General features: G+C 69.7%; 12 protein-coding genes, 5 tRNA genes and 1 pseudogene. 8 read left to right on the forward strand and 10 right to left on the reverse strand.

The window, feature by feature from the left end; translation table 11 throughout:
- The first annotated feature begins 133 nt into the window (after positions 1 to 133).
- Positions 134 to 340: a developmental transcriptional regulator BldC gene (gene bldC / locus OHO27_RS21910; RefSeq protein WP_003949541.1), complete on the forward strand. Its 207-nt coding sequence runs from the start codon at positions 134 to 136 to the stop codon at positions 338 to 340.
- A gap of 493 nt (positions 341 to 833) precedes the next feature.
- On the opposite strand, the gene OHO27_RS21915 is transcribed toward bldC, so the two are convergent.
- From OHO27_RS21915 to OHO27_RS21950, 8 genes and pseudogenes are all read right to left on the reverse strand, one after another.
- Positions 834 to 1,052: a DUF6274 family protein gene (locus tag OHO27_RS21915; RefSeq protein WP_328426478.1), complete on the reverse strand. Its 219-nt coding sequence runs from the start codon at positions 1,050 to 1,052 to the stop codon at positions 834 to 836.
- A gap of 295 nt (positions 1,053 to 1,347) precedes the next feature.
- Positions 1,348 to 1,422, reverse strand: a tRNA-Asp gene (locus OHO27_RS21920).
- Between the two features lie 94 nt (positions 1,423 to 1,516).
- Positions 1,517 to 5,487 (reverse strand): annotated as a pseudogene (gene hrpA / locus OHO27_RS21925) (ATP-dependent RNA helicase HrpA).
- 79 nt (positions 5,488 to 5,566) lie between these two features.
- A complete protein-coding gene (locus OHO27_RS21930) occupies positions 5,567 to 7,195 on the reverse strand; it encodes a hypothetical protein (protein ID WP_328426480.1) in 1,629 nt (542 codons plus the stop codon).
- A 63-nt stretch (positions 7,196 to 7,258) separates the two neighbouring features.
- Positions 7,259 to 7,335 (reverse strand) — tRNA-Phe (locus OHO27_RS21935).
- A 26-nt stretch (positions 7,336 to 7,361) separates the two neighbouring features.
- Positions 7,362 to 7,436: transfer RNA gene (locus tag OHO27_RS21940), tRNA-Asp, on the reverse strand.
- 37 nt (positions 7,437 to 7,473) lie between these two features.
- Positions 7,474 to 7,546 (reverse strand) — tRNA-Glu (locus OHO27_RS21945).
- An 80-nt stretch (positions 7,547 to 7,626) separates the two neighbouring features.
- Complete coding sequence (locus OHO27_RS21950) at positions 7,627 to 9,189, reverse strand: metallophosphoesterase family protein (protein ID WP_328426482.1); 1,563 nt, start codon at positions 9,187 to 9,189, stop codon at positions 7,627 to 7,629.
- An 85-nt stretch (positions 9,190 to 9,274) separates the two neighbouring features.
- Here OHO27_RS21950 and OHO27_RS21955 point away from each other — a divergent pair, with 85 nt between their 5' ends.
- The 7 genes from OHO27_RS21955 (at position 9,275) to OHO27_RS21985 (ending at position 21,499) form a co-directional block, all read left to right on the forward strand.
- Positions 9,275 to 9,625 carry a metallopeptidase family protein gene (locus tag OHO27_RS21955; protein ID WP_067435541.1) on the forward strand — a complete coding sequence of 117 codons (351 nt, stop codon included), beginning with the start codon at positions 9,275 to 9,277 and terminating at the stop codon, positions 9,623 to 9,625.
- Between the two features lie 119 nt (positions 9,626 to 9,744).
- A complete protein-coding gene (locus OHO27_RS21960) occupies positions 9,745 to 10,281 on the forward strand; it encodes a hypothetical protein (protein WP_328426487.1) in 537 nt (178 codons plus the stop codon).
- 275 nt (positions 10,282 to 10,556) lie between these two features.
- Positions 10,557 to 12,737 (forward strand): DEAD/DEAH box helicase, encoded by a 2,181-nt coding sequence (locus OHO27_RS21965; protein WP_328426489.1) that lies wholly within the window; start codon positions 10,557 to 10,559, stop codon positions 12,735 to 12,737.
- A gap of 229 nt (positions 12,738 to 12,966) precedes the next feature.
- Positions 12,967 to 16,068 (forward strand): FG-GAP repeat domain-containing protein, encoded by a 3,102-nt coding sequence (locus OHO27_RS21970; protein WP_328426491.1) that lies wholly within the window; start codon positions 12,967 to 12,969, stop codon positions 16,066 to 16,068.
- A gap of 48 nt (positions 16,069 to 16,116) precedes the next feature.
- Entirely contained in the window at positions 16,117 to 17,667 is a 1,551-nt protein-coding gene (locus OHO27_RS21975; protein ID WP_328426493.1) for an amino acid permease, read from the forward strand.
- A 130-nt stretch (positions 17,668 to 17,797) separates the two neighbouring features.
- A tRNA-Lys gene (locus OHO27_RS21980) sits at positions 17,798 to 17,870 on the forward strand.
- 350 nt (positions 17,871 to 18,220) lie between these two features.
- The gene (locus tag OHO27_RS21985; RefSeq protein ID WP_328426495.1) at positions 18,221 to 21,499 is read left to right on the forward strand and encodes a S8 family serine peptidase; all 3,279 of its coding nucleotides are present in this window, start codon (positions 18,221 to 18,223) and stop codon (positions 21,497 to 21,499) included.
- A gap of 69 nt (positions 21,500 to 21,568) precedes the next feature.
- Here the strand turns inward: OHO27_RS21985 and OHO27_RS21990 are convergent, their stop codons facing one another.
- Positions 21,569 to 22,213, reverse strand: a complete 645-nt coding sequence (locus OHO27_RS21990) for a GTP cyclohydrolase II (RefSeq protein ID WP_328426497.1) — start codon at positions 22,211 to 22,213, stop codon at positions 21,569 to 21,571.
- Between the two features lie 114 nt (positions 22,214 to 22,327).
- Complete coding sequence (locus OHO27_RS21995) at positions 22,328 to 22,843, reverse strand: MarR family winged helix-turn-helix transcriptional regulator (protein ID WP_328426499.1); 516 nt, start codon at positions 22,841 to 22,843, stop codon at positions 22,328 to 22,330.
- Between the last annotated feature and the right edge of the window lie 40 nt (positions 22,844 to 22,883).

Consider the following 22,883-nt stretch of genomic DNA (forward strand, 5'->3'; position numbering starts at 1 on the left):
TTGTAGTGCCGAGGACAAGCCGTTCGTCCTATAACCGACTCGACTCGCGTCCGCCATTTCGGGCAACGCGGGTCAAGGTGCAGAATTTAGAGGAAAGAACCGAGAAGGTTCGGTTCTCCCGAGGAGGCCGCTCATGACCGCTCGCACCCCTGATGCCGAGCCGCTGCTGACCCCGGCTGAGGTCGCCACGATGTTCCGCGTCGACCCCAAGACGGTCACGCGGTGGGCGAAGGCCGGGAAGCTCACTTCCATCCGTACGCTCGGCGGACACCGCCGCTACCGCGAGGCTGAGGTCCGCGCACTGCTCGCGGGCATCCCGCAGCAGCGCAGCGAGGCCTGAACAACTTCATAACCGGGCAAAACGGCAGTTCCCCCAACCGCCGCGGCGCCCGACCCCTAGCTCCAAGCGACGCGGGTTCTGCCCCAACGGAGCCCACGCCCAAGCCAATCAGAGCACTTCAGGCACGCAGCAAGGGTGCGTCGTAGATCGCGCTGGACTCCGCCGAGTCCAGCGCGATCTTTTTTGTGCGCAGGATGTGTGCCGGCAGACGGTCCTGTGGGCGGCCTTGTCGGAGTCTGGGGAGGCTCGTCGGATCTCCTGTGGACTCGCCCTGAGGGTCACTCAGCGTGCACCGGGCGATCGCCGAAAGCTGGTGCAATTGCACATATTAAATTGACCAGTTGTAGGCGAGGTGTAAGTACCAGGCTTGCGGAAACTCATGCCGTGACACCCGTCACACGGCACGGTGCTTGTTGCCTCTGGCCTGTGTGCGCTATTGGGGCACACGGCTTCCAGTGGCCCACGGCGGAACGGTAGTTGACGTTGCCCGCGGTCACGCCGAGGACGTGGCCTCGTCCTCGGCGACCTCCTCGGGAGGCGGGGTCGCCGGCTGCGCGCCGGGCGGGGCGGGGTGCGGCGCGGAAGCCATCGCCAGGCGCAACAGGTGATGGCAGATCGGGCAGTGGCGAGTGAGATGTCGTGGATAGCAGGAGGCGGCCGACAGGTGCGCACGGAGCAACGCCCGCGTCTCGTGCCTAGTCGATGCCGCCATACGCCACCTCCAGGGGGTCACGCCGGGAAGAGCCCTGATTTCTGGGTACCGAGCGAATGTGACTCCGTCAAGGTGGCAGGGGCCTCCCCCGGCCGCCACCGAACACGAAGAAGGCCCGCTTCCCTCGCCGGGATGCGGGCCTTACCTCTTCACTGCGGTCCTGACGGGATTTGCTGTCCTCGATTGCGGCTGCGCCGCGGGCGCGGCCTCCACCTTGGCAGGGTGGGAGGTGGGTGACATGGGGATACAGAAGGGCCCGTGTCCCTGGTGGGACACGGGCCGATCTCGTTCACTGCGGTCCTGACGGGATTTGAACCCGCGGCCTCCACCTTGACAGGGTGGCGAGCACTCCAAACTGCTCCACAGGACCAGGTTTCGCTGCGCCATTCGTGCGTTGCGCTGCGAGAAGAGACTGTACAGGAGGGCGAGCCCACTGGTCGAACTCACCCTGCGTACGCGGACGGTTACGGCGCCAGCGTGTCGATCGTCTTCACGATCCGCTTGTCCGAGATCGGATACGCCGTGCCGAGCGCGTGCGCGAAGTAGCTGACGCGCAGCTCCTCCAGCATCCAGCGGACGTCCAGCACCTGCGAAGGGACCGGACGGCCCTGCGGCAGCTGCTCCAGCAGCCAGGCGTACTCGTCCTGCATCTCGTGGACCTTCTCCATACGCGTCGAGTCGCGCTGGACGTTCGTCGGCATCTGCTGGAGGCGGCGGTCCACCGCGATCAGGTACCGCATGAGGTCGGGCAGGCGGCGCAGACCCGCCTGCGTCACGAAGCCGGGCTTCACGAGGGCATCCAGCTGCTTGCGGACGTCCGTGAGGTTTGCCAGCAGGACAGGGCTGCGTACGCCCTTCAGGCGGCGCTCAGCGGCCTGCCAGGCCGCCAGCACCTGCTCTACCTGGCCCACCGCACGGACCGTCGTGTCGACGATCTCGGCACGCACTCTGTCGTACAGCTTCCGGTACGACTCCTCGTCCCACGCCGGCCCCCCGAATTCACCGATCAGCTTGTCCGCCGCCCCCATCGCGCAGTCGTCGAAGAGGGCCTGGACCGAACCGTGGGGGTTGGCGGACAGGGCGAGCTTCTGGGCGTTCGTCAGCTTCTCGGACGCGAACTTCGCAGGGTTGACCGGAATGTTGCGCAGGATCAGGCGGCGGGTGCCCTTCCACATCGCCTCCGCCTGCTCCGCCTCCGTGTCGAAGAGCCGGACCGAGACCGTGTCGCCGTCGTCCACCAGCGCCGGGTACGCCTTGACCGGCTGGCCGGCGCGGCGGGTCTCGAAGACGCGGGTCAGCGTGCCGATGGTCCAGTCGGTCAGGCCCTTGCGTTCCAGGGACTCACCGCCCTGGCGGGAGGCGGTGGCCGCCGCGGCCTGCGAGAGGGCCTGCCTCGCCTTCGGCTTCAGACGGAGCCTCAGGGTCTCCAGGTCCTTGTCCTCGGCCAGCTTGCGGCGCCGCTCGTCGATGATCCGGAACGTGATGCGCAGATGGTCGGGGACCCTCGACCAGTCGAAGTCGTCGGCCGTGAAGGGGACTCCGACCATGCGCTTCAGCTCGCGCGCCATGGTCACGGTCAGCGGCTCCTGGAGCGACTGTGCTTGATTGCGCCCCTGCGGGGACGACGCCGCATCCAGGAACCGCTTCGCGAAGTTCGGCGCCGGTACGTAGTGGCGGCGGATCGGCTTCGGGAGGGAGCGGATCAGCTCGGTCACCAGCTCCTCCCGCAGACCCGGGATCTGCCAGTCGAAGCCCTCGTCCGTGACCTGGTTGAGGACCTGGAGCGGGACGTGGACCGTCACACCGTCCGCGTCCGCGCCCGGCTCGAACTGGTACGTGACACGGAACTTCAGCTGCCCCTGCCGCCACGCGTCGGGATAGTCGTCCTTGGTGACCGCCTCAGCAGACTCCCGGATGAGCATCTCGCGCTCGAAGTCCAGGTACTCGGGCTCCTCGTGCCGCTTGCGCTTCCACCAGGAGTCGAAGTGGGCCCCGGACACCACGTCGTCGGGCACCCGCCGGTCGTAGAAGTCGAACAGTGTGTCGTCGTCCACGACGATGTCCCGGCGCCGCGCCCGGTGCTCCAACTCCTCCACCTCGCTGAGGAGTCTGCGGTTGTCGGCGAAGAACTTGTGGTGTGTGCGCCAGTCGCCCTCGACCAGGGCGTTGCGGATGAACAGCTCCCGGCTGGCCTCCGGGTCGATACGGCCGTAGTTGACCTTGCGCTGGGCGATGATCGGGACGCCGTACAGGGTGACCTTCTCGTACGCCATCACCGCGGCCTGGTCCTTCTCCCAGTGCGGCTCCGAGTACGTGCGCTTGAGCAGGTGCTCCGCCAGCGGCTCGACCCACTCGGGCTCGATCTTCGCGTTGACGCGGGCCCACAGGCGCGAGGTCTCCACGAGTTCGGCGGACATCACGAAGCGCGGGGGCTTCTTGAAGAGGGCCGAGCCCGGGAAGACCGCGAACTTGGCGCTGCGGGCACCCAGGTACTCGTTCTTCGCGCCGTCCTTCACGTCCTTCATGCCGATGTGCGAGAGCAGACCGGCGAGGAGGGAGACATGCACGCGGTCGGCGGGGGCGTCGTCCTCGTTGAGATGGATGCCCATCTGCTTGGCGACGGTGCGCAGCTGTGTGTAGATGTCCTGCCACTCGCGAATGCGCAGGAAGTTCAGGTACTCCTGCTTGCACATCCGCCGGAACGACGACGAGCCGCGCTCGCGCTGCTGCTCACGGACGTAGCGCCACAGGTTCAGATACGCGAGGAAGTCGCTCGTCTCGTCCCGGAAGCGGGCGTGCTGCTGGTCGGCCTGGGCCTGCTTGTCGGCCGGGCGTTCGCGCGGATCCTGGATGGACAGGGCCGCCGCTATGACCATGACCTCGCGGACACAGCCGTTCTTGTCGGCCTCCAGGACCATCCGGGCCAGCCGCGGGTCGACGGGCAGCTGAGCGAGCTTGCGGCCGGTGTCCGTGAGCCGCTTGCGTGCGTCCTTCTGCGCCGGGTCCAGCGCACCGAGCTCCTGCAGGAGCTGAACGCCGTCCCGGATGTTGCGGTGGTCCGGCGGGTCGATGAACGGGAACTTCTCGATGTCGCCCAGGCCGGCCGCGGTCATCTGCAGGATGACGGACGCCAGATTCGTACGGAGGATCTCCGCGTCCGTGAACTCCGGGCGGGCCACGAAGTCGTCCTCGGCGTACAGCCGGATGCAGATGCCGTCGCTCGTCCGGCCGCAGCGGCCCTTGCGCTGGTTGGCGCTGGCCTGCGAGACCGGCTCGATGGGCAGCCGCTGCACCTTGGTGCGATGGCTGTACCGGCTGATCCGGGCGAAGCCGGGGTCGATGACGTACTTGATGCCCGGGACGGTGAGCGAGGTCTCGGCGACGTTGGTCGCCAGAACGATCCTGCGGCCGGTGTGCGGCTGGAAGACGCGGTGCTGTTCGGCGTGGGAGAGACGGGCGTAGAGCGGCAGGACCTCGGTGAACCGGTACTGCTTCCTGGTGAGCGCGTCCGCGGTGTCCCGGATCTCCCGCTCCCCGGAGAGGAAGACGAGGATGTCCCCCTTCCCCTCCGCCATCAGCTCTTCCACCGCGTCCGTGATCGCGGTGATCTGGTCGCGGTCGGCGTCCTCGGAGTCCTCCTCCAGGAGTGGCCGATAACGCACCTCGACCGGATACGTCCGCCCGCTGACCTCGATGATCGGCGCGTCACCGAAGTGCCGGGAGAACCGGTCCGGATCGATGGTGGCCGAGGTGATGACGACCTTCAGATCGGGCCGCTTCGGCAGCAGCTGTGCCAGATACCCGAGCAGGAAGTCGATGTTCAGGGACCGCTCGTGGGCCTCGTCGATGATGATCGTGTCGTACGCGCGCAGCTCGCGGTCGGTCTGGATCTCGGCCAGCAGGATGCCGTCCGTCATGAGCTTGACGAAGGTCGCTTCCGGGTTCACCTGGTCGGTGAACCGCACCTTCCAGCCGACGGCTTCGCCGAGCGGTGTGTCGAGCTCCTCGGCCACGCGCTCGGCGACGGTGCGGGCGGCGATACGGCGGGGCTGGGTGTGCCCGATCATGCCGCGGACGCCGCGCCCCAGCTCCATGCAGATCTTGGGGATCTGCGTGGTCTTGCCGGACCCCGTCTCACCGGCGACGATCACGACCTGGTGATCGCGGATGGCGGCCGCGATGTCGTCCTTCTTCTGACTGACCGGCAGTTGCCCGGGATACGTGACCGCAGGTACACGGGCGCGCCGGCCGGCGATCCGCTCCTCGCCCTTGGCGATCTCAGCCTCGATCTCGGCGAGCACGGCGGCCCGCGCCTCCGGCTTGCGAATCTTGCGCGCACCTTCGAGCCGCCGCCCGAGCCGCTGCGCATCACGCAGCGACAACTCGGTCAGACGGGGGCGAGGGCGCCCATGGCGGGGGCGGGGTGCGTAGACATACGCGGTCCAGGATCTCATCCCGGGCAAAGAAGGGGCGAACCCTTTTGGGCCCGCCCCCGCTCCGCTCCCCCGAGTGCGTCACCGCACGTCGACGTAGTCCTCCCGGCCGCTGCCCACGAAGTGCTTGCTGTCGGGATCCAGATGGACGGGCACCCAGGTGCCGTCCTGCCGTGCCGTGAAGCCCTTGCTGAAGGAACCGTTCGCCTTCGTGGTGACGGTGGCCATCAGGTACCAGGTGTTCTTGCCCTTGGGCCGGAAGAGGACCTGCACCTTCCTGCCGCCGTACGCCTTCCACGTCGACGTGCCCGCCTTGCGCTCCTGGAGCACGCCCTTCACGGTGATCGTCCGGCCCTTGTACACCGGCTCGGGAGACGCGTTGGCGTCCTTGATCCGGGTGACGGCGCGGTACTTGCGCAGGCTCTTGCTGACGGTTCCCTTGATGTCCTTGGCGGTGGATCCGGCGTAGCGCAGTCGCCAGTAGCCGTCCGTGTAGCCCGGCAGCCGCTCGACGATGAACTGCGAGCCGAAGCGGGTCTTCACGGTCTTCTTCGTGGTCCAGCCGGTGGTGCCGTTGGCCGAGTACTGGATGTCCACGTTGATCTGGTCGTCGCTGTAGCGCCCGATCAGGTCGACGGAGCCGGTGATCTCCAGCTGCGCGTACTCGTCCTGCCACGCGGTGAACTCGGCGACCTTCGTCGTGGCGGTGACCGTGACGGTGACGTCCGCGGTGGCGGTGCGCTGGATGTAGGGGTTGTACGGGTAGGACGGGAAGGCCACCTCGTAGACGCTCTTGCTGCCGTACGGGTACTCCTTGAAGGAGAAGCGGCCGTTCGCGTCGGTGGTCGACTCGACCGGGCTGCAGGTGGTGCAGTCCTTGTAGTCCATCTCCAGCGGGATGCCGGACAGGGGCTTCCACGCCGTGCCGCTCTGGTACTGGAGCGTGCCGGTGACGTTGATCTTGTCGCCCGCGGTGACGTGGTAGCTGCTCTTGTCGAGGACGAACCGGGTCGGCGCGGCCTTCGGCCTGATGTCGATCCAGGGGCTGGCGGCGTAGCCCAGGTCGCCGTTGTACCGCGCGTAGGTCCAGCCGCCCGTCACCACCTCGTGGGAGGCGGAGAAGTGGCCCGCGGCGTCCGTGACGGCTGTCTCGTCGTGGCTCTGGTCGAGCGTGAGGTCCACGCTGGCACCGGGCAGCGGCACCGTTTCACGGGTGCTGGGGTCGCGCAGCACCATGTCGCCGGTGGCCGTGACCGTCCTGTGCTCGATGTCCGGCTCGGTCGGCGTGACGGAGAAGCCGGTGATGACGGGCTGCTTCTGGTAGTGCAGCGTGCCCGCGTCCTTCCGGACGGTGGTTTCGCCGGCCGTGTTCGTGGCCTCGACGTCGACCGTGTAGTCGCCGAGGGTGTCCAGGTGGATGGGCGGGGAGGACCAGACGCCGTCCCAGGGACTGGTGTAGTACGTCTGCGTGAAGTCGGTCACCGTGGCGACCGGCGCCTCCGACTCGCTGCTCCCGACGGGGCGCAGCCGGGCGGTGATCTTGTCGATCTCGCCGCTGTAGTTGAGGCGTACGTCGAGGATCGACCAGTCGGCCTGATCACTGCGCGCCTCTGTGACACTGGGCCCGGCCGCGTGGGCCGTGCCGGGTATCGCGACTGTGGAGAACAGGACGGCGGCGGCCGTCACCAGTCCTCGGGTGATGCGTCTCAAGAACCCCCTCAGGCTCCCTGTGAGCGACGAAAACCCCCACCGGGACCGGTGGGGGTTTTCGTATGGTGGCTGGGGCCGGGGTCGAACCGGCGACCTATCGCTTTTCAGGCGATCGCTCGTACCAACTGAGCTACCCAGCCGTGAGGGCTCTTGCGAAACCTCACAGCGGTCCTGACGGGATTTGAACCCGCGGCCTCCACCTTGACAGGGTGGCGAGCACTCCAAACTGCTCCACAGGACCTTGCGATGCGTACGACAGTGTCGCACACCGTACTGCGTGCCCCCAACGGGATTCGAACCCGTGCTACCGCCTTGAAAGGGCGGCGTCCTAGGCCGCTAGACGATGAGGGCTATCGGCCCGCCTGGGCGCTTCTCAGCGCGTCGGGGACGTGAGAAGCATATGGGATGGCGGGAGGTATCGCCAAAACGGTTTACGGGGTGGGGGCGGGGGACGTCGTCTCGGTTTCGGCGGCGCCCGGTTGGTTCTCCTCCACCAGGTGGCGCCTCACCTCCGCGGTCGTCAGGCCGAGACCGCCGAGTTCGATCTCGTCCCAGGCCTGGAGGCGGCGGGTGTCGCGGTCGAAGTAGAGGAGCGAGGTCTGGATGGGGTCGGGGTGCTTGCCCTCGATCGCGCGCAGGCCGCTGCCGCCGGTGGAGCCTTCGATGCGCAGGCGGGTGCCGTAGGGGAGGAGCTCCATCTCCTGGTGGTGGATGTGGCCGGCCAGGGCGAGGGGGACGTCGCCGTCGGTCTGGCGGGCGGCCACGGGTTCGTGGGCCACGGCGACGTCGACGGGGGTGCCGGCGGTCTTCTGGTCGCGGAGGGAGGTGGCCAGGCGGGCGCCCGCGAGTTCGTTGGCGGCGTCACCGCCGGGGACCTGGGAGCGGTCGGGGGTGAACTGGGGGTCGCCGATGCCGGCGAAGCGCAGGCCGGCGATGGTCTTCGCCTTGCCCTCGTCGAGGACGTGGACGTTCTTGAGGTCCTCGAGGTAGCGCTGGGTGAGGCGGGAGTCGTGGTTGCCGCGGACCCAGACGTAGGGGGCGCCGAGGTCCTCGATGGGGTCGAGGAAGCCGTTCTCGGCGGCGGTGCCGTGGTCCATGGTGTCGCCGGAGTCGACGATGACGTTGACCTTGTACTGGTCGACGAGCGAGGCGATGATCTTCCAGCTCGCCGGGTTGAGGTGGATGTCGGAGACGTGCAGGACGCGGATGGTGGTGGGGTCCGGCGCGTAGGCGGGGAGCGTGGAGGTGGCGTCGTAGAGCTTGGTCACGTTCGTCACCAGGCGGGCCAACTCCTTTTGGTAGACGTCGAATTCGGTGACGATGCTGCGGGCGTTGCCGACCAGGGACGGGGCGGAGGACAGCAGGCCCGAGAACTTCGGTTCCAGCACCGACTCCGGGTTCCAGGTGGCGAAGGCCGTGCCGCCGGAGGCGGCCAGGACGGTGAGGGCGAGGCCGCCGGCGGCGAGGGCGCGGCGGGGGCGGCGGTAGACGGCGAGGCCGAGGGCGGTGGCGCCGGTGACGACGGCGACGCAGCTGCGCAGGGCCAGGTCGACGGTGCCGTGGGTGACGTCCTGGGTGACTTCGTCCTGGAGGCCGGAGAGGCGTTCGGGGTGGTCGACGAGGGCCTGGGCGCGGACGGGGTCGAGTTGGTCGACGTTGACGTCCAGGCGGACCGGGGCGATGTGGCTGTCGAGTTCGAGGGCGCCGAGGGGGGAGACGTTGATCTTCGTGCCGCCGGTGAGGGAGGGGCGCAGGGTCATCGTCGTGTTCATGGGGCCGACGGGGGCGCGGACGTTGCCGACGATCAGCAGGCCGAGCCAGGTGCCGATCAGGACGACGGTGACCAGGCCGACGGCGCGGGACCAGGGGTGGGGCTGGGTGACGAGTTCCGGGGTGGGGCTGGGGCGGCGGGTGGCGTAGCGGCGGGCGAGGGCGCGCGGGGCCCTGGGGAGGTGCACGACGGCTTTCCTGAACGCGGCGGGGACGCGGGCCATTGGTCCCGTATGCCCAAGTGCCGTGGTGGATATGCGGGGCCGTTGGCGGCTCCTTCTTGGCTGGTTCGTGCCTGACAATGGGCATGTGCTGGAGATGACGCGCGAGGAGTTCGAGGAACTGGTCGCCGAGGCGCTGGACCGGATTCCGCCGGAGTTGACGCGGCTGATGGACAACGTCGCGGTGTTCGTCGAGGACGAGCCGCCGGCGGACGATCCCGAGCTGCTGGGGTTGTACGAGGGGACTCCGCTGACCGATCGCGGGGAGTGGTACGCCGGGGTGCTGCCGGACCGGATCACGATCTACCGGGGACCGACGCTGCGGATGTGTGGGTCGCGGGAGGAGGTCGTGGCCGAGACCGAGGTGACGGTGGTGCATGAGATCGCGCATCACTTCGGGATCGACGACGCGCGGTTGCATGCGCTCGGGTACGGGTGAGGCGGCTGCGGGGTCGTTCGGTGCCGGGGTTGTGTCGCAGTGGTGCGGGCGCGTGTCCTCTTGTGGGCGGCGGGAGTTGGGCACGTTGACTTCTTCGCCCGCCCCTGGAGGTGGCTCCCGTGCGCCCTTTGTACGTACCTGTCCGTCTGGCTGCCACGGTGATGGCCGTCGCCGCTGCCGCCGGCTGTATGAGTGTGGGTGACGACGGTGGTGGCGGGGGTGCCAAGCCGTCGCATTCGGCGGGGCAGCGGGGTGGTGAGGCGCTCGACGGCGGTTCTGCGGTGTCGGGGGGCGGGGCCGGGTTCGGGGCGCACGCGGATGACGGCAAGCGGGCGAAGGGGAAGGGCAAGGGCAAGGGTGCGGACAAGGGAGCCGAGTCGGGCTCTCCGTCGGCCTCGCCGTCCGCGGATGTGAGTGCGTCCGCTCCTGCCGGCAGGCCGCCGGTGAAGCCGGGACAGAGCGAGAAGCCGGGTCCTACGCGTACGGCTGAGCCGACGCCCACCCGGACGTTGGATCCGGAGCCCACTCCGACGGAGCAGCCGACGTCCGATACGCCGACGCCCACGGCGGCCGAGCCCTCGTCGTCGGCCCATGAGGAGACGGGGCCGCAATTGGCTCAGCGGGAGCCGGCGCCGGCTGCGGGGGCGCCTGCGTGAGGTAGGGCCGGCGGGGGCCGGGGGGCACGGCACGTGAGGGTGCCTACGGCCGGGGCGAGTGACGTTGCCTACAGCGTTGACGGCCGGTTTGCCTTGGGGGGCTGGGGGTGCGTATGGTGGTAGATCGTTTGATCCCATTTGCCCGGCGCCACTGCAGAGCGCGCCGTGTGGCGCGTACTCTCCCTTGCCGTGGCGGACCGCATTGAGGCGGTCGATTGCGAAACACGGAGTTGACGGGCGCGTGCCGACGAGACTCCGGAAGGTTTCGCATACGCATGTCCATTTCCAGTACTGATCACGTCGTCGTGCCCGAAGACGCTGAGAACGAGGTCGTCGTCGAGGAGGCCCCCGAGGCCACCTTCGCGGACCTCGGTCTCCCCGAGGGCGTCGTGCGCAAGCTCGCCCAGAACGGCGTGACCACCCCCTTCCCGATCCAGGCCGCGACCATCCCGGACGCCCTGGCCGGCAAGGACATCCTGGGCCGCGGTCGTACCGGCTCCGGCAAGACGCTGTCGTTCGGTCTCCCGGCGCTGGCCCGCCTCTCCGGCGGCCGCACCGAGAAGCACCGTCCGCGTGCCATCATCCTCACCCCGACCCGTGAGCTCGCGATGCAGGTCGCGGACGCTCTCCAGCCCTACGGCGACCAGCTCGGCCTGAAGATGAAGGTCGTCTGCGGCGGTACGTCGATGGGGAACCAGATCTACGCCCTGGAGCGCGGCGTGGACGTGCTGGTGGCCACCCCCGGCCGACTGCGCGACATCATCAACCGTGGCGCCTGCTCGCTGCAGGACGTCGAGGTCGCCGTTCTCGACGAGGCCGACCAGATGTCCGACCTGGGCTTCCTGCCCGAGGTCACCGAGCTGCTCGACCAGGTCCCGGCCGGCGGTCAGCGCATGCTCTTCTCCGCGACCATGGAGAACGAGATCAAGACCCTCGTCGACCGGTACCTGAAGGACCCGGTCCTGCACGAGGTCGACGCCGCGCAGGGTGCCGTGACGACCATGTCGCACCACATCCTGATCGTGAAGCCCAAGGACAAGGCGCCGGTCACCGCCGCGATCGCTTCCCGCAAGGGCCGCACCATCATCTTCGTCCGCACCCAGCTGGGCGCCGACCGTGTCGCCGAGCAGCTGCGCGACGCCGGGGCGAAGGCGGACGCGCTGCACGGCGGTATGACGCAGGGGGCGCGCACCCGGACGCTGGCCGACTTCAAGGACGGTTACGTCAACGTCCTCGTCGCCACCGATGTCGCCGCGCGCGGTATCCACGTCGACGGCATCGACCTCGTGCTGAACGTGGACCCGGCCGGTGACCACAAGGACTACCTGCACCGCGCGGGCCGTACGGCGCGTGCGGGGCGGACCGGTTCGGTCGTCTCCCTCTCCCTGCCGCACCAGCGGCGCCAGATCTTCCGGCTGATGGAGGACGCGGGCGTCGACGCCTCGCGTCACATCATCCAGGGCGGTAACGCCTTCGACCCGGAGGTCGCCGAGATCACCGGCGCCCGTTCGATGACCGAGGTGCAGGCGGAGTCGGCGGGCAACGCCGCTCAGCAGGCCGAGCGTGACGTGGCTCAGCTCACCAAGGAGCTGGAGCGTGCGCAGCGGCGTGCCGCGGAGCTGCGTGAGGAGTCCGACCGGCTCGTCGCCCGCGCGGCGCGCGAGCGCGGTGAGGACCCCGAGGCTGCGGTGGCCGAGGCGCAGGCCGCGGCGGTAGAGGCCGTCGAGGCGGTCGTGCCGGAGCAGCCGGCGGCGCAGGACGTCGACCGGGCCGAGCGTACGGAGGCTTCGGCGCCGTACGAGCGTCGCGAGCGGCGGGACGACCGGGGCGGGTTCAACCGCGACCGTGACCGTTCCTTCGACCGTGACCGTGGTGGCCGTTCCTTCGAGCGCCGTGACAACGACCGTGGCGGGTTCAACCGCGACCGTGACCGCGGCGGCGACCGTGGTTTCGAGCGTCGGGACCGGGACGGCGACCGTGGCGGCTTCCGTCGCGACGACCGCGGTGACCGGGGCGGCGACCGTGGCGGTGACCGTGGCGGCCGTTCTTTCGACCGTGACCGTGGTGGCCGTTCCTTCGAGCGCCGTGACAACGACCGTGGCGGCTTCCGTCGCGACGACCGCGGTGACCGGGGCGGCGACCGTGGCGGTGACCGTGGCGGCCGTTCTTTCGACCGTGACCGTGGCAGCCGTCCCTTCGAGCGCCGCGACAACGCCCGTCCCGGCTCCCGCCGGGACGACCGGCCGGCCGCCCCGCGTTCCTTCGAGCGGCGTGACGAGCGTGGCGGCCACCGTGGCAGCGACCGTCCCTTCAACCGCGACCGCCGCGACGACCGCCCCGGCTTCCGTTCCGGCGGCCACGAGCGGCCGTACGGCCGACGTGACGACCACCGTGGCACCGGCGGCTCGTCCTTCGGGCGCCGCGACGACAAGCCGCGCTGGAAGCGCAACGGCTGAGCCTGCTGCATCGGCTGACGCCGTGTGAGGTGATGCCGCGCCGGGGTCCCACCGTTCTGACGGTGGGACCCCGGCGCTTTTCGTCGGAGTCAGCCGGAACATCCTTTTCCCGGACACCTGTTCGGTGGCTGTAAGATCAGCCGACTTGTGAGACGGATGTGAAGGCCGGGGGGCCTTGGGCGCCGAGAGCGCGCCGGGACCGTCTCCTGCTTCCCGGGGAGGGACCCTCTTGCCTCGTCATGGCTTCGTACACCTTCGTCTCGTTGCGGCCTGTGCCGTACTGGCCGCCGGCCTGAGCCCGGCGCTGCCGGCTGCCGCGGCGCCGGACGTGCCCACGGAGACGGTGGTGCCGGCGACGCTGCGCGACACGTACACCTCCGGTGCGCTCTACGGTGGCTCGGTCCACGCCGGAAGCAACGGTGCCGGCGCGCAGGGGGTGTTCCACAGCCTGGAGGGCTCCGGGCTGGTGTGGACGCGGTATACGGACGGCAGGTCCGTGAAGGCGGTCCATCCGGCCGGTCACACCGGCTACGTCACGGCAGGCGGAGACGTCCTCGCGTACCGCTACGCCGACGGCCGGGTCGACCTGTGGAACGTGGCCGACGGTACGACGCGTACTGTGCGGACGCCGCAGGGGCTGACCTATCTCACCGCCTATGAGGACCTGGTGGTCGCCTACCGGGACCGGACGGACGAGAACGGGACTCGCCAGCGGGAGATGCACCTGCTGATCCCGGACGCCGACGGCGGCACGCGCGACGTGCCGGTCACCGGGGTGCTGCCGGAGGGGTACGTCCTCGGGCAGCCAAGGGGCTCGGGCACCGACGGGGTGCTGTTCCAGGCGGGGCGGCCGGGCACCTGGGGGCCCTACGTGTGGGTCATGGTCGACAGGCGCACGGGACAGGTCCAGAGCATGACGCCGCCAATCTCCGCGCCCTACCTCAAGGGGCAGATCACCGCCGACCATGTGGTTCTGTCCAACGCCCACGAGCCTGTCGTCAAGGTCTTCTCCCGTTCCGACCTGTCCGCTGCGCCGGTCGAGGTCACGCTGGACGGCGGGGGCGTCAACCCCGCGCAGGACCTCGCGGTCGTCGGTGACTGGCTGATCCACCGGCCCGGTCCGGGGACGGCGGTGCGCGCGAAGCCCATCGCGGGCGGGCCCACGGTGACCCTGCTGCCGAGTTCGAACCCGCACGTGTCCGGGGCCCCCGACGGCAGCGCGGTGGCGATCGGCCTCACGGACACCGCCGCCGGCGACTGGGGCGTTCAACGTATCCAGCCGGGCCCGGACGGACGCCCGGTCGTCACGCAGATCAAGGCCATGCCGAAGCCGCCGGCCGCGATCCGGGGCATCTCCCTCGAACAGGGTCGTCTGGTAGTCGTTGACAACAGCAAGGGCGCGCGCCGCGACGACTACGTACGGACCGTCGCCGCCACCGGAACGCCCGAGTTCGGCGAGCGCTCCGGCTTCACCCCCGCGTCCTCCCCGCAGATCTTCGGCTGCTCGTCGGGGGAGGTGGCCTGCTCGCAGATCTTCGGCACCGCCGACGGCCGGATCGCCTGGATGGACTTCGGTGAGGCCGAGTCCTACGCGCTCCATGTCAACGGCCCGAAGGACGGGGGCCTTTGGGAGCGGGGAGTGCCTTTCGACGGGCGCATCCTCGATGTGTCGGGGCGGTACGTCCTGTACACGGACCCGGGCACGCGGTTCGTCTACCGGATCGGCGAGCACGGTGACCCGGTCGCCCAGGCGACGGGCGCCAACGCGCTCGACGGCGACGTGCTGTGGACGGCCGGGGCGACGCCGGGAACCGTCACGGCGCTGAACCTGTCGACCAGGAAGTCCACCACGGTCACCACCGACGCGGGCTGCAAGCCCCTCCAGCTCCAGGCGCTGGGCCGTTACCTGTACTGGACCTGCGACGGCCGGGCCGGTGTCTACGACCGTACGGCGAAGAAGTCCGTGCCGGTCCCGACGGCCGAGGCGAAACTCGGCGACGGGTACGTGGTCACGCACGACAAGCAGACCGGGAAGCTCACGCTCACCACGGTCGCGGGCGGCATCCCGGCGAGCCGGGTCATCGGCGACCTGCCCCACACCGGCGACTCACAGCGCGAGGTGCGCTGGACGGTGGACAAGGCCGGCGCCAACGCGGCCTACGTCGATGACCTGCAGCGTGTCCACCTCGTACCGTCCGGGGTGCCTCAGCAGCCGCTGCGGCTGCTCGGACCCGCTCAGAGCGCCGCGTCCGTCGAGGCGCACGCGATGCACGCCGTGCCGGACACGCTGACCACCGTGCTGCTGTCGAAGCCGTCGGCGGGCTGGACGCTGACCGTGCGGAACAAGGCGGGCAAGGTCGTCGACACGCGCGTCGGTGGTGCGGCGCGCGGCGAGCTGAGCGTCGGGTGGCATGGGGACGACCCCACGCGGACCGGCGACGCGTTCCTGCCGAGCGGCTCCTACGACTGGACGCTCGCGGTCACGCCCGCCGACGGTGTGGGCACCCCGCTGGAGGCGGGCGGCACGGTCCGGTTGCTGCGCGGCGACCCGGTCCGGCACGACCACGGGGGTTCCAGGGGAATGCCGGACGGCGTGGGCGATCTGCTCACCCTCAACTCCTCGGGCGCGCTGACCTTCCAGCAGGGCACGGGCAAGGGCGCCTTCTCCGGGAAGGTTTCGGGGAGCGGCTGGTCGACCAAGGCGGTCGCGGTGCCGTTCGGGGATCTGAACGGCGACCGCTGCAATGACGTCCTCGTGCGGATGAGCGACGGCTCGCTGCGCGGCTACAAGCCCGGATGCGGCAAGGCGCTCACCGCGTCGACGGCGTACACGAAGCTGGGCACCGGCTGGAACGCGTACAACGTCCTCACCTCGCCCGGCGACCTGACCGGCGACAAGCGAGCCGACCTACTGGCGCGCAAGGGGTCGACGGGCGACGTGTACCTCTTCGCTGCGAAGAGCGACGGGACGCTCGCGGCGGGGAAGAAGATCCGTACGGCGTGGACCGGTTACACGAAGATCCTGGGCGCCGGGGACCTCAACGGCGACGGTCACGGGGACGTCCTCGCCCGCGACAGGGCCGGGACGCTGTGGCGCTACAACGGCCTGGGCAACGGCCTGTTGAAGGACCGGGTGAAGGTCTTCGCGAACTGGGGCACGGGTTACAACGTCATCGTCGGCCCCGGGGACATCACCGGCGACGGGAAGGCCGACCTCGTCTCGCGGGACGGCAGCGGCAATGTGTGGCGCAACAGCGGGGACGGCAAGGGGTCGTTCGGGGCGCGGGTGAAGATCGCGAGTGGGTGGCAGGGCTACAAGGGCCTCTTCTAGCCAAGCTGTGACGTGTGTCATGCCCCCGGCGAGGGAATCGCTGGGGACATGACAGATGACGCCATAGCGAGCGGGCGGTCCTCCGGGAAGGTCTCGGACGAAGAGCGGCTGGCCCAGCTCGGCTACACGCAGGTTCTCAGCCGCCGTATGTCGGCGTTCTCCAACTACGCGGTCTCCTTCACGATCATCTCGGTCCTGTCGGGCTGCCTGACGCTGTATCTGTTCGGCATGAACACGGGCGGCCCGGCGGTGATCACCTGGGGCTGGGTGGCCGTAGGCCTGATGACCCTCTTCGTCGGCCTCGCCATGGCCGAGATCTGCTCGGCGTATCCGACGTCGGCGGGCCTGTACTTCTGGGCGCACCGGCTCGCGCCGCCGCGTACGGCCGCCGCCTGGGCGTGGTTCACGGGCTGGTTCAACGTGCTGGGCCAGGTGGCGGTGACGGCCGGCATCGACTTCGGGGCGGCATCGTTCCTGGGCGCGTACCTGAACCTGCAGTTCGGTTTCGAGGTGACCCCGGGCCGCACGATCCTGCTCTTCGCGGGCATCCTCGTCCTGCACGGCCTCCTCAACACCTTCGGCGTGCGTATCGTCGCGCTGCTGAACAGCATCAGCGTGTGGTGGCACGTGCTGGGCGTCGCGGTGATCGTCGGCGCGCTGACCTTCGTACCGGACGAGCATCAGTCGGCGTCCTTCGTGTTCGGCGAGTTCGTGAACAACACCGGCTGGGGCAGCGGGGTGTACGTCGTCCTGGTGGGCCTGCTGATGGCGCAGTACACCTTCACCGGGTACGACGCCTCGGCGCACATGACGGAGGAGACGCACGACGCGTCGACGGCGGGCCCGAAGGGGATCGTGCAGTCGATCTGGACGTCGTGGATAGCGGGTTTCGTTCTCCTGCTGGGCTTCACCTTCGCGATCCAGTCCTACGAGGGTGCCCTCACGTCCCCGACCGGTGCGCCGCCCGCGCAGATCCTGCTCGACGCGCTGGGCGCGACGGCGGGCAAGCTGCTCCTACTGGTCGTCATCGGGGCGCAGTTGTTCTGCGGGATGGCGTCCGTGACGGCCAACAGCCGTATGATCTACGCCTTCTCGCGCGACGGGGCCCTGCCCTTCTCGCACGTGTGGCACACCGTCAGCCCGCGCACCCGGACGCCGGTGGCGGCGGTGTGGCTGGCCGCGGGCGGGGCGCTGGTGCTCGGGCTGCCGTATCTGATCAACGTAACGGCGTATGCGGCGGTGACCTCGATCGCGGTGATCGGCCTCTACATCGCGTACGTCATCCCGACGCTGCTGCGGCTGCGCAAGGGAGACGCGTTCGAGCGCGGGCCGTGGCACCTGGGGCGCTGGTCGGGGGCCGTCGGGGTGGTGGCGGTGACGTGGGTCGGCGTGATCACGGTGCTGTTCATGCTGCCGCAGGTGTCCCCGGTGACCTGGGAGACCTTCAACTACGCCCCGGTCGCCGTCCTGGTCGTCCTCGGTTTCGCCGCGACCTGGTGGCTGGCGTCGGCCCGGCACTGGTTCCTCAACCCCGACCACGAGCGCACGATCGCCCGGGACGCGGCCCGTGCGGGGGCGCCCGAACCGGTGGATCCGTAGCGCTTCGGCGCGCGCGGGCCGCGCGAGAGCTCCTTCTGCGGCCCTCCGCCACCGCTGACGTGGCCGCGACCCCGATACCCGATCGGATCCACGGCCACGTGCGGCTATGCTCGGGGTGGCAACATCGCCTGGGCCCTTAGCTCAATTGGCAGAGCAGTGGACTTTTAATCCATTGGTTGTGGGTTCGAGTCCCACAGGGCCTACGGTTCGCAGACGGGCGCCTCGCGCTCTCACCTGCTGTGCGGCGCCCGGTTCGGCTTCGGTCGGACCGGGCGCCGTTTTGCTGTGCCCCAGACTCTTGCGCCTCGCAAACGTCCCGGCATCCCGCCGGCCCCCGCCGCCTCACAGGAATGTCACAGCCTGGTCGGATACGTCCGCGATGGCGCTTGGCGGGTTTGCGCCAGGCGAAGATCTCCTCGCCCCGAACTATCAACAGAAATCGGTCCCTTGAGGAAAGCTGGGCGATCATCCGGGATCACATTCCCGACCGCGGCGGTCGAAGGTGCTCGATCCGGCCGCCGACGTCTACGTTCCTTCAGCACCAGGGATCACCATGCCCCCCACCCCCCACACGGCCCCGATATCGGGCGCGAAACGCGTCGCCCGAGTCGCCGTGGCCGCAGGCCTCGTCGCCGCGCTCTCCGCGGCCGGCCCCATACCCCTCGCCCTCGCCGCGGACGGCTCCACCGCCACCGCGGCCGACCCCGGCGTCAAGTCCGCCCACGACAAGCTCGGCGCGGACGACGCCGACCTCCTCGCCGAGGCCAAGGCGCAGCGCGACAAGACCGTCACCATGATGATCGCCACCGCGCCCGGGCAGACCGAGAAGGTCGCCGCGGAGCTGGACGCGCTCAAGGGCGGCTCCGTGGGCCGTACCTACGACAAGCTCGGCTATGTACGGGCCACCGTGCCGACCGGCAGGGCGGACTCCGCCATCTCGGCCGCCGCGCAGCTCTCCTCCGTGCAGGCCATCGACCTGCGGGACGAGATACCCCTCGTGGAGCCGGGCCTCGACAGCGGCGCCAAGTCGACCGCCTCGGCGGCCACTTACCCCGGCCCCGACAAGAACACCCCCGCGAAGAACCCGTACAACCCGTCCTTCGAGACGGGCGCCGTCGACTTCGTGAAGAAGAACCCGAAGGCGGACGGCCGCGGCGTCACCATCGGCGTCCTCGACACCGGTGTCGACCTCGCGAGCCCCGCGCTGCAGAAGACGACGACCGGTGAGCGCAAGATCGTCGACTGGGTGACCGCCACCGACCCGATCGTCGACGGCGACGGCACCTGGCGGGCGATGACCACCTCAGTCTCCGGGCCGTCCTTCACCTTCGGGGGCAAGAGCTGGACGGCGCCCGAGGGGGCGTACCAGGTCAGCACCTTCCGCGAGGACGTCACAGAGCAGGGCAAGGCCGCGGACGGCGACGCCGACGGTGACGTCAACCGCGACGGCGACACGACCGACGACTGGGGCGTCCTGTACGACGCCAAGGCCGGCCAGGTCACCGTCGACGTGAACGACAACGGCGACTTCACCGACGACACCCCGATGAAGCCGTACAAGGACGGCCGCCAGGTCGGCCACTTCGGCACCGACGACCCGGCCACCGGCATCGCCGAGAGCCAGGACTTCGTCGTGGAGGTCCGCAAGGACGTCCCGATGGACCCGCTGGGCGGCGACTGGGCCGGCAAGAAGGCCGACTTCGTCAACATCGGCCTCACCGCCGGCGCGCACGGCAGCCACGTGGCCGGCATCACCGCCGCCAACGGCCTGCTCGGCGGCAGGATGGACGGTCAGGCCCCGGGCGCCAAGATCGTCTCCAGCCGGGCCTGCATCTTCGGCCCCGGCTGCTCCAGCGTCGCGCTCACCGAGGGCATGATCGACCTCGTCGCCAACCGTGGCGTCGACGTCGTCAACATGTCCATCGGCGGCCTGCCCCCGCTGAACGACGGCAACAACGCGCGTGCGGAGCTCTACACGCGGCTCATCGACACCTACGGCGTCCAGCTCGTCCTGTCCGCGGGCAACTCCGGCCCCGGCGCCAACACCATCGGCGACCCCGGCCTCGCCGACAAGGTCATCTCGGTCGGCGCGGGCGTCTCCAAGGAGACCTTCGCCGCCAACTACGGCACCGGCGTGCGCACCAAGTACCAGCTGTTCAACTTCTCCTCGCGCGGCCCGCGTGAGGACGGCGGGTTCACCCCGACCGTCGTGGCTCCAGGCGCCGCGGTCAGCACGATCCCGGCCTGGATGCCGGGCGCGCCCATCGCCGAGGCGGGCTGGAAGCTCCCGGCCGGCTATGCCATGTACAACGGCACCTCGATGGCGTCCCCGCAGGCCGCGGGCGCGTCCGCGCTGCTGTTGTCCGCCGCGAAGCAGAAGAGCATCAAGCTGACGCCCGAGAAGCTGCGCACCGCCCTCACCTCGACCGCCCACCACATCGAGGGACTCCAGGCATACGAGGAGGGCGCCGGCCGCATCGACGTCGGCGACGCCTGGAGGGCGGTCAGGGCAGGCGCCACCGCCCATGACTACGCCGTGAAGGCTCCGGTCGACACCGCACTCGACCAGGCGCTGAAGACGCCGGGCGCGGGCACGGGTCTGTACGACCGCGAGGGCGGCCTCAAGGCCGGCAAGAAGAAGACGTACGACGTCACCGTCACCCGTACGTCCGGCCCCGCCGGTTCCCTCCCGCACACCCTGCGCCTGGCCAACAACAGGGCCCGCACCTTCTCGATCCTCGGCCCGAAGGTCGTCGACCTGCCGCTGAACAAGCCGGTGACGGTCAAGGTGCAGGCCGCGCCGAAGAACGCGGGTATCAAGAGCGCGATCCTGGAGGCGGACGACCCGAGGACGGTCGGCGTCGACAAGCAGATCCTCACCACCGTCGTCGTCTCCACGCCGGCCAAGTACACCTTCACCGCCTCGGGTTCGGTGCAGCGCAACAACTTCAAGTCGTACTTCGTGACGGTCCCGGAGGGTACGAAGTCGCTGGAGATCACGCTCGGCGGGCTGAAGCAGGGCAGCCGGACGTTCTTCACCGCCATCAACCCCTACGGCGTCCCCGCCGCGGACAACAGCCCGGACACCAAGGACCTCCCCGAGTCCGCCGAGCCGGTGCCCGGCGTCTGGGAGATCGAGGTCGACTCGCGCCGTACGTCGGCACTGCTGGACAACCCGTTCAAGCTGAACGCCACCGTGTACGGCGCCTCCTTCGACCCGGAGTCGGTGACCGTGCCGGAGGCCGAGGTCGGTACTCCCGTCGCCGCCTCCTGGACGGTGACCAACAAGCTGGAGGCCGTCGAGGGCAACTTCAAGGGCGGCGCGCTCGGCTCGTCGAAGACCGCGCGGCCGGCCATCAAGGGCGGTGAGACGCACACCAGCACCATCGAGGTGCCCGAGGGCACCACCTCGCTGGACGTCTCCATCGGCAAGGTCTCCGACCTGGGCGCCGACCTCGACCTGTCGGTGTACGACGCCCAGGGCAAGCTCGTCGGCCAGTCCGCGGACGGCGACGCCGAGGAGTCCGTCTCCATCGCCGACCCGGCCGCCGGCAAGTACACCGTCGAGGTGGCCGGCTTCGAGGTGCCGTCCGGCTCGACCGCGTACGACTACCGGGACGCGTACTTCTCCTCGGCGCTCGGCTCGGTCAAGGTCGACGAGTCCGCGCCGGTGAAGCTCGGCACGGGTGACTCGGCGAAGGCGGCGGCGAACGTCACCGTCGCACGGGCCGTGCCCGAGGGCCGTCAGCTCTTCGGCGAGGTACGGCTGGTGAACACGCGCGGGACGACCGCGGGTGTCGGCGGGGTGACGATCGAGAAGGTCACGCCGTAGTCGTCGGCACGAACGACTGAGGGGCGGGCGTCCGGTGCCGGGCGCCCGCCCCTTCTTGTTGCCGTTCGCTCAGCCCGCGCTGAGCTTCGCGAGGTCGCCCAGCGGCAGCGTGTGCTGGGTCTGGAGGACCTTCGCGCGCAGGTAGCGGACGTTGTCCGGGGTGGCGAAGACGCCGGTCGGGACGCGGTCCTGGACCTTGATGCCGAGGGCGCGCAACTGGTCGGCCTTGTCGGGGTTGTTGGAGAGCAGGTCCAGTGCGCCGATGCCGAGGGCGGTGAGCATCTGGGCGGCCGCCGTGTAGTCGCGGGCGTCCTCCGGGAGGCCGAGCGCGGCGTTCGCGGCGTAGGTGTCGAGGCCCTGGTCCTGGAGGGCGTACGCGTCGAGCTTGTTGTAGAGCCCGATGCCGCGGCCCTCCTGGCGCAGGTACAGCAGCACACCGCCGCGCTCGGCGATGCGCTCGACGGCCTCGCGCAGCTGGGGGCCGCAGTCGCAGCGGGCCGAGCCGAAGACGTCGCCGGTCAGGCACTCGGAGTGCAGGCGGACCAGCGGGGTGGTGCCGGGAGCCGCGTCTCCGAGGACGACGGCCACGTGTTCCAGGCCGTCGGCCAGGCCGTGGAAGGTGACGAGTTCGGCGTCGACGCCGTAGCCGTCCTGGAAGCGCAGCGGAACCCGGACGCGGGCGCGCTGGGTGGCGGCGGCGGTGAAGTCGGGCATGCGGGTCTCCGGGTTCCGTGCGTGGGTCGCCTGCTTCAGATTTGAAGCAGCTCCTCGGTACAGGACCCTATCCCATGCTTTAAATTTGAAGCAATGAGTTTTCTGTGGCGTGCGTCACGAACAGGGCTTGGTGGAGCGCCGTCGCCAGGGCACGTCGTCCGCGGTGGCATGCGCGGTGTCGCCCTGGAATCCCCCGGCCACCGCCGTGAAGATCTCCTCCAGCTGCCCGACCTGCTCCGGGGTCAGTCGGTCGAAGAGCAGCGCCCGCACGGTCTCCACATGGCCCGGGGCCGCACGCTCCAGGACGCGCATCCCTTCCTCGGTGAGGGTGGCGATGCTGCCGCGCTTGTCCCAGCGGCAGTCCTCGCGCCGCACCAGCCCGTCCTTCTCCAGGCGTGTCACGGCGTACGTCAGTCGACTGCGGGTGATCTTCAGGCCTTCCGCGAGGTCGGTCATGCGCAGCCGGCGCTCCGGAGCCTCGGACAGGGTGGCGAGGATGGAGTAATACAGATGGGGCATGCCGGCTTCCTGCTGGAGCTGCCGGTCCAGCGCGTCCTCCACGAGGGCGGCGGAGGCGATGTAGGCGCGCCAGGCGCGCTGCTCCTCGGGGGAGAGCCAGCGAGTCGTCATGCGACCAGTGTAGGTTTGTTTCAAACTTGAACCAAGCGGA

This window comes from Streptomyces sp. NBC_00443, assembly GCF_036014175.1.
Classification (GTDB): domain Bacteria; phylum Actinomycetota; class Actinomycetes; order Streptomycetales; family Streptomycetaceae; genus Streptomyces.

Excerpts from the sequence above, each read along its gene's own strand:
- bldC (WP_003949541.1), top strand. The coding sequence starts at position 134 with ATGACCGCTCGCACCCCTGATGCCGAGCCGCTGCTGACCCCGGCTGAG.
- OHO27_RS21915 (WP_328426478.1), bottom strand. The coding sequence starts at position 1,052 with ATGGCGGCATCGACTAGGCACGAGACGCGGGCGTTGCTCCGTGCGCAC.
- OHO27_RS21950 (WP_328426482.1), bottom strand. The coding sequence starts at position 9,189 with ATGGCCCGCGTCCCCGCCGCGTTCAGGAAAGCCGTCGTGCACCTCCCC.
- OHO27_RS21965 (WP_328426489.1), top strand. The coding sequence starts at position 10,557 with ATGTCCATTTCCAGTACTGATCACGTCGTCGTGCCCGAAGACGCTGAG.
- OHO27_RS21975 (WP_328426493.1), top strand. The coding sequence starts at position 16,117 with ATGACAGATGACGCCATAGCGAGCGGGCGGTCCTCCGGGAAGGTCTCG.
- OHO27_RS21985 (WP_328426495.1), top strand. The coding sequence starts at position 18,221 with ATGCCCCCCACCCCCCACACGGCCCCGATATCGGGCGCGAAACGCGTC.
- OHO27_RS21990 (WP_328426497.1), bottom strand. The coding sequence starts at position 22,213 with ATGCCCGACTTCACCGCCGCCGCCACCCAGCGCGCCCGCGTCCGGGTT.
- OHO27_RS21995 (WP_328426499.1), bottom strand. The coding sequence starts at position 22,843 with ATGACGACTCGCTGGCTCTCCCCCGAGGAGCAGCGCGCCTGGCGCGCC.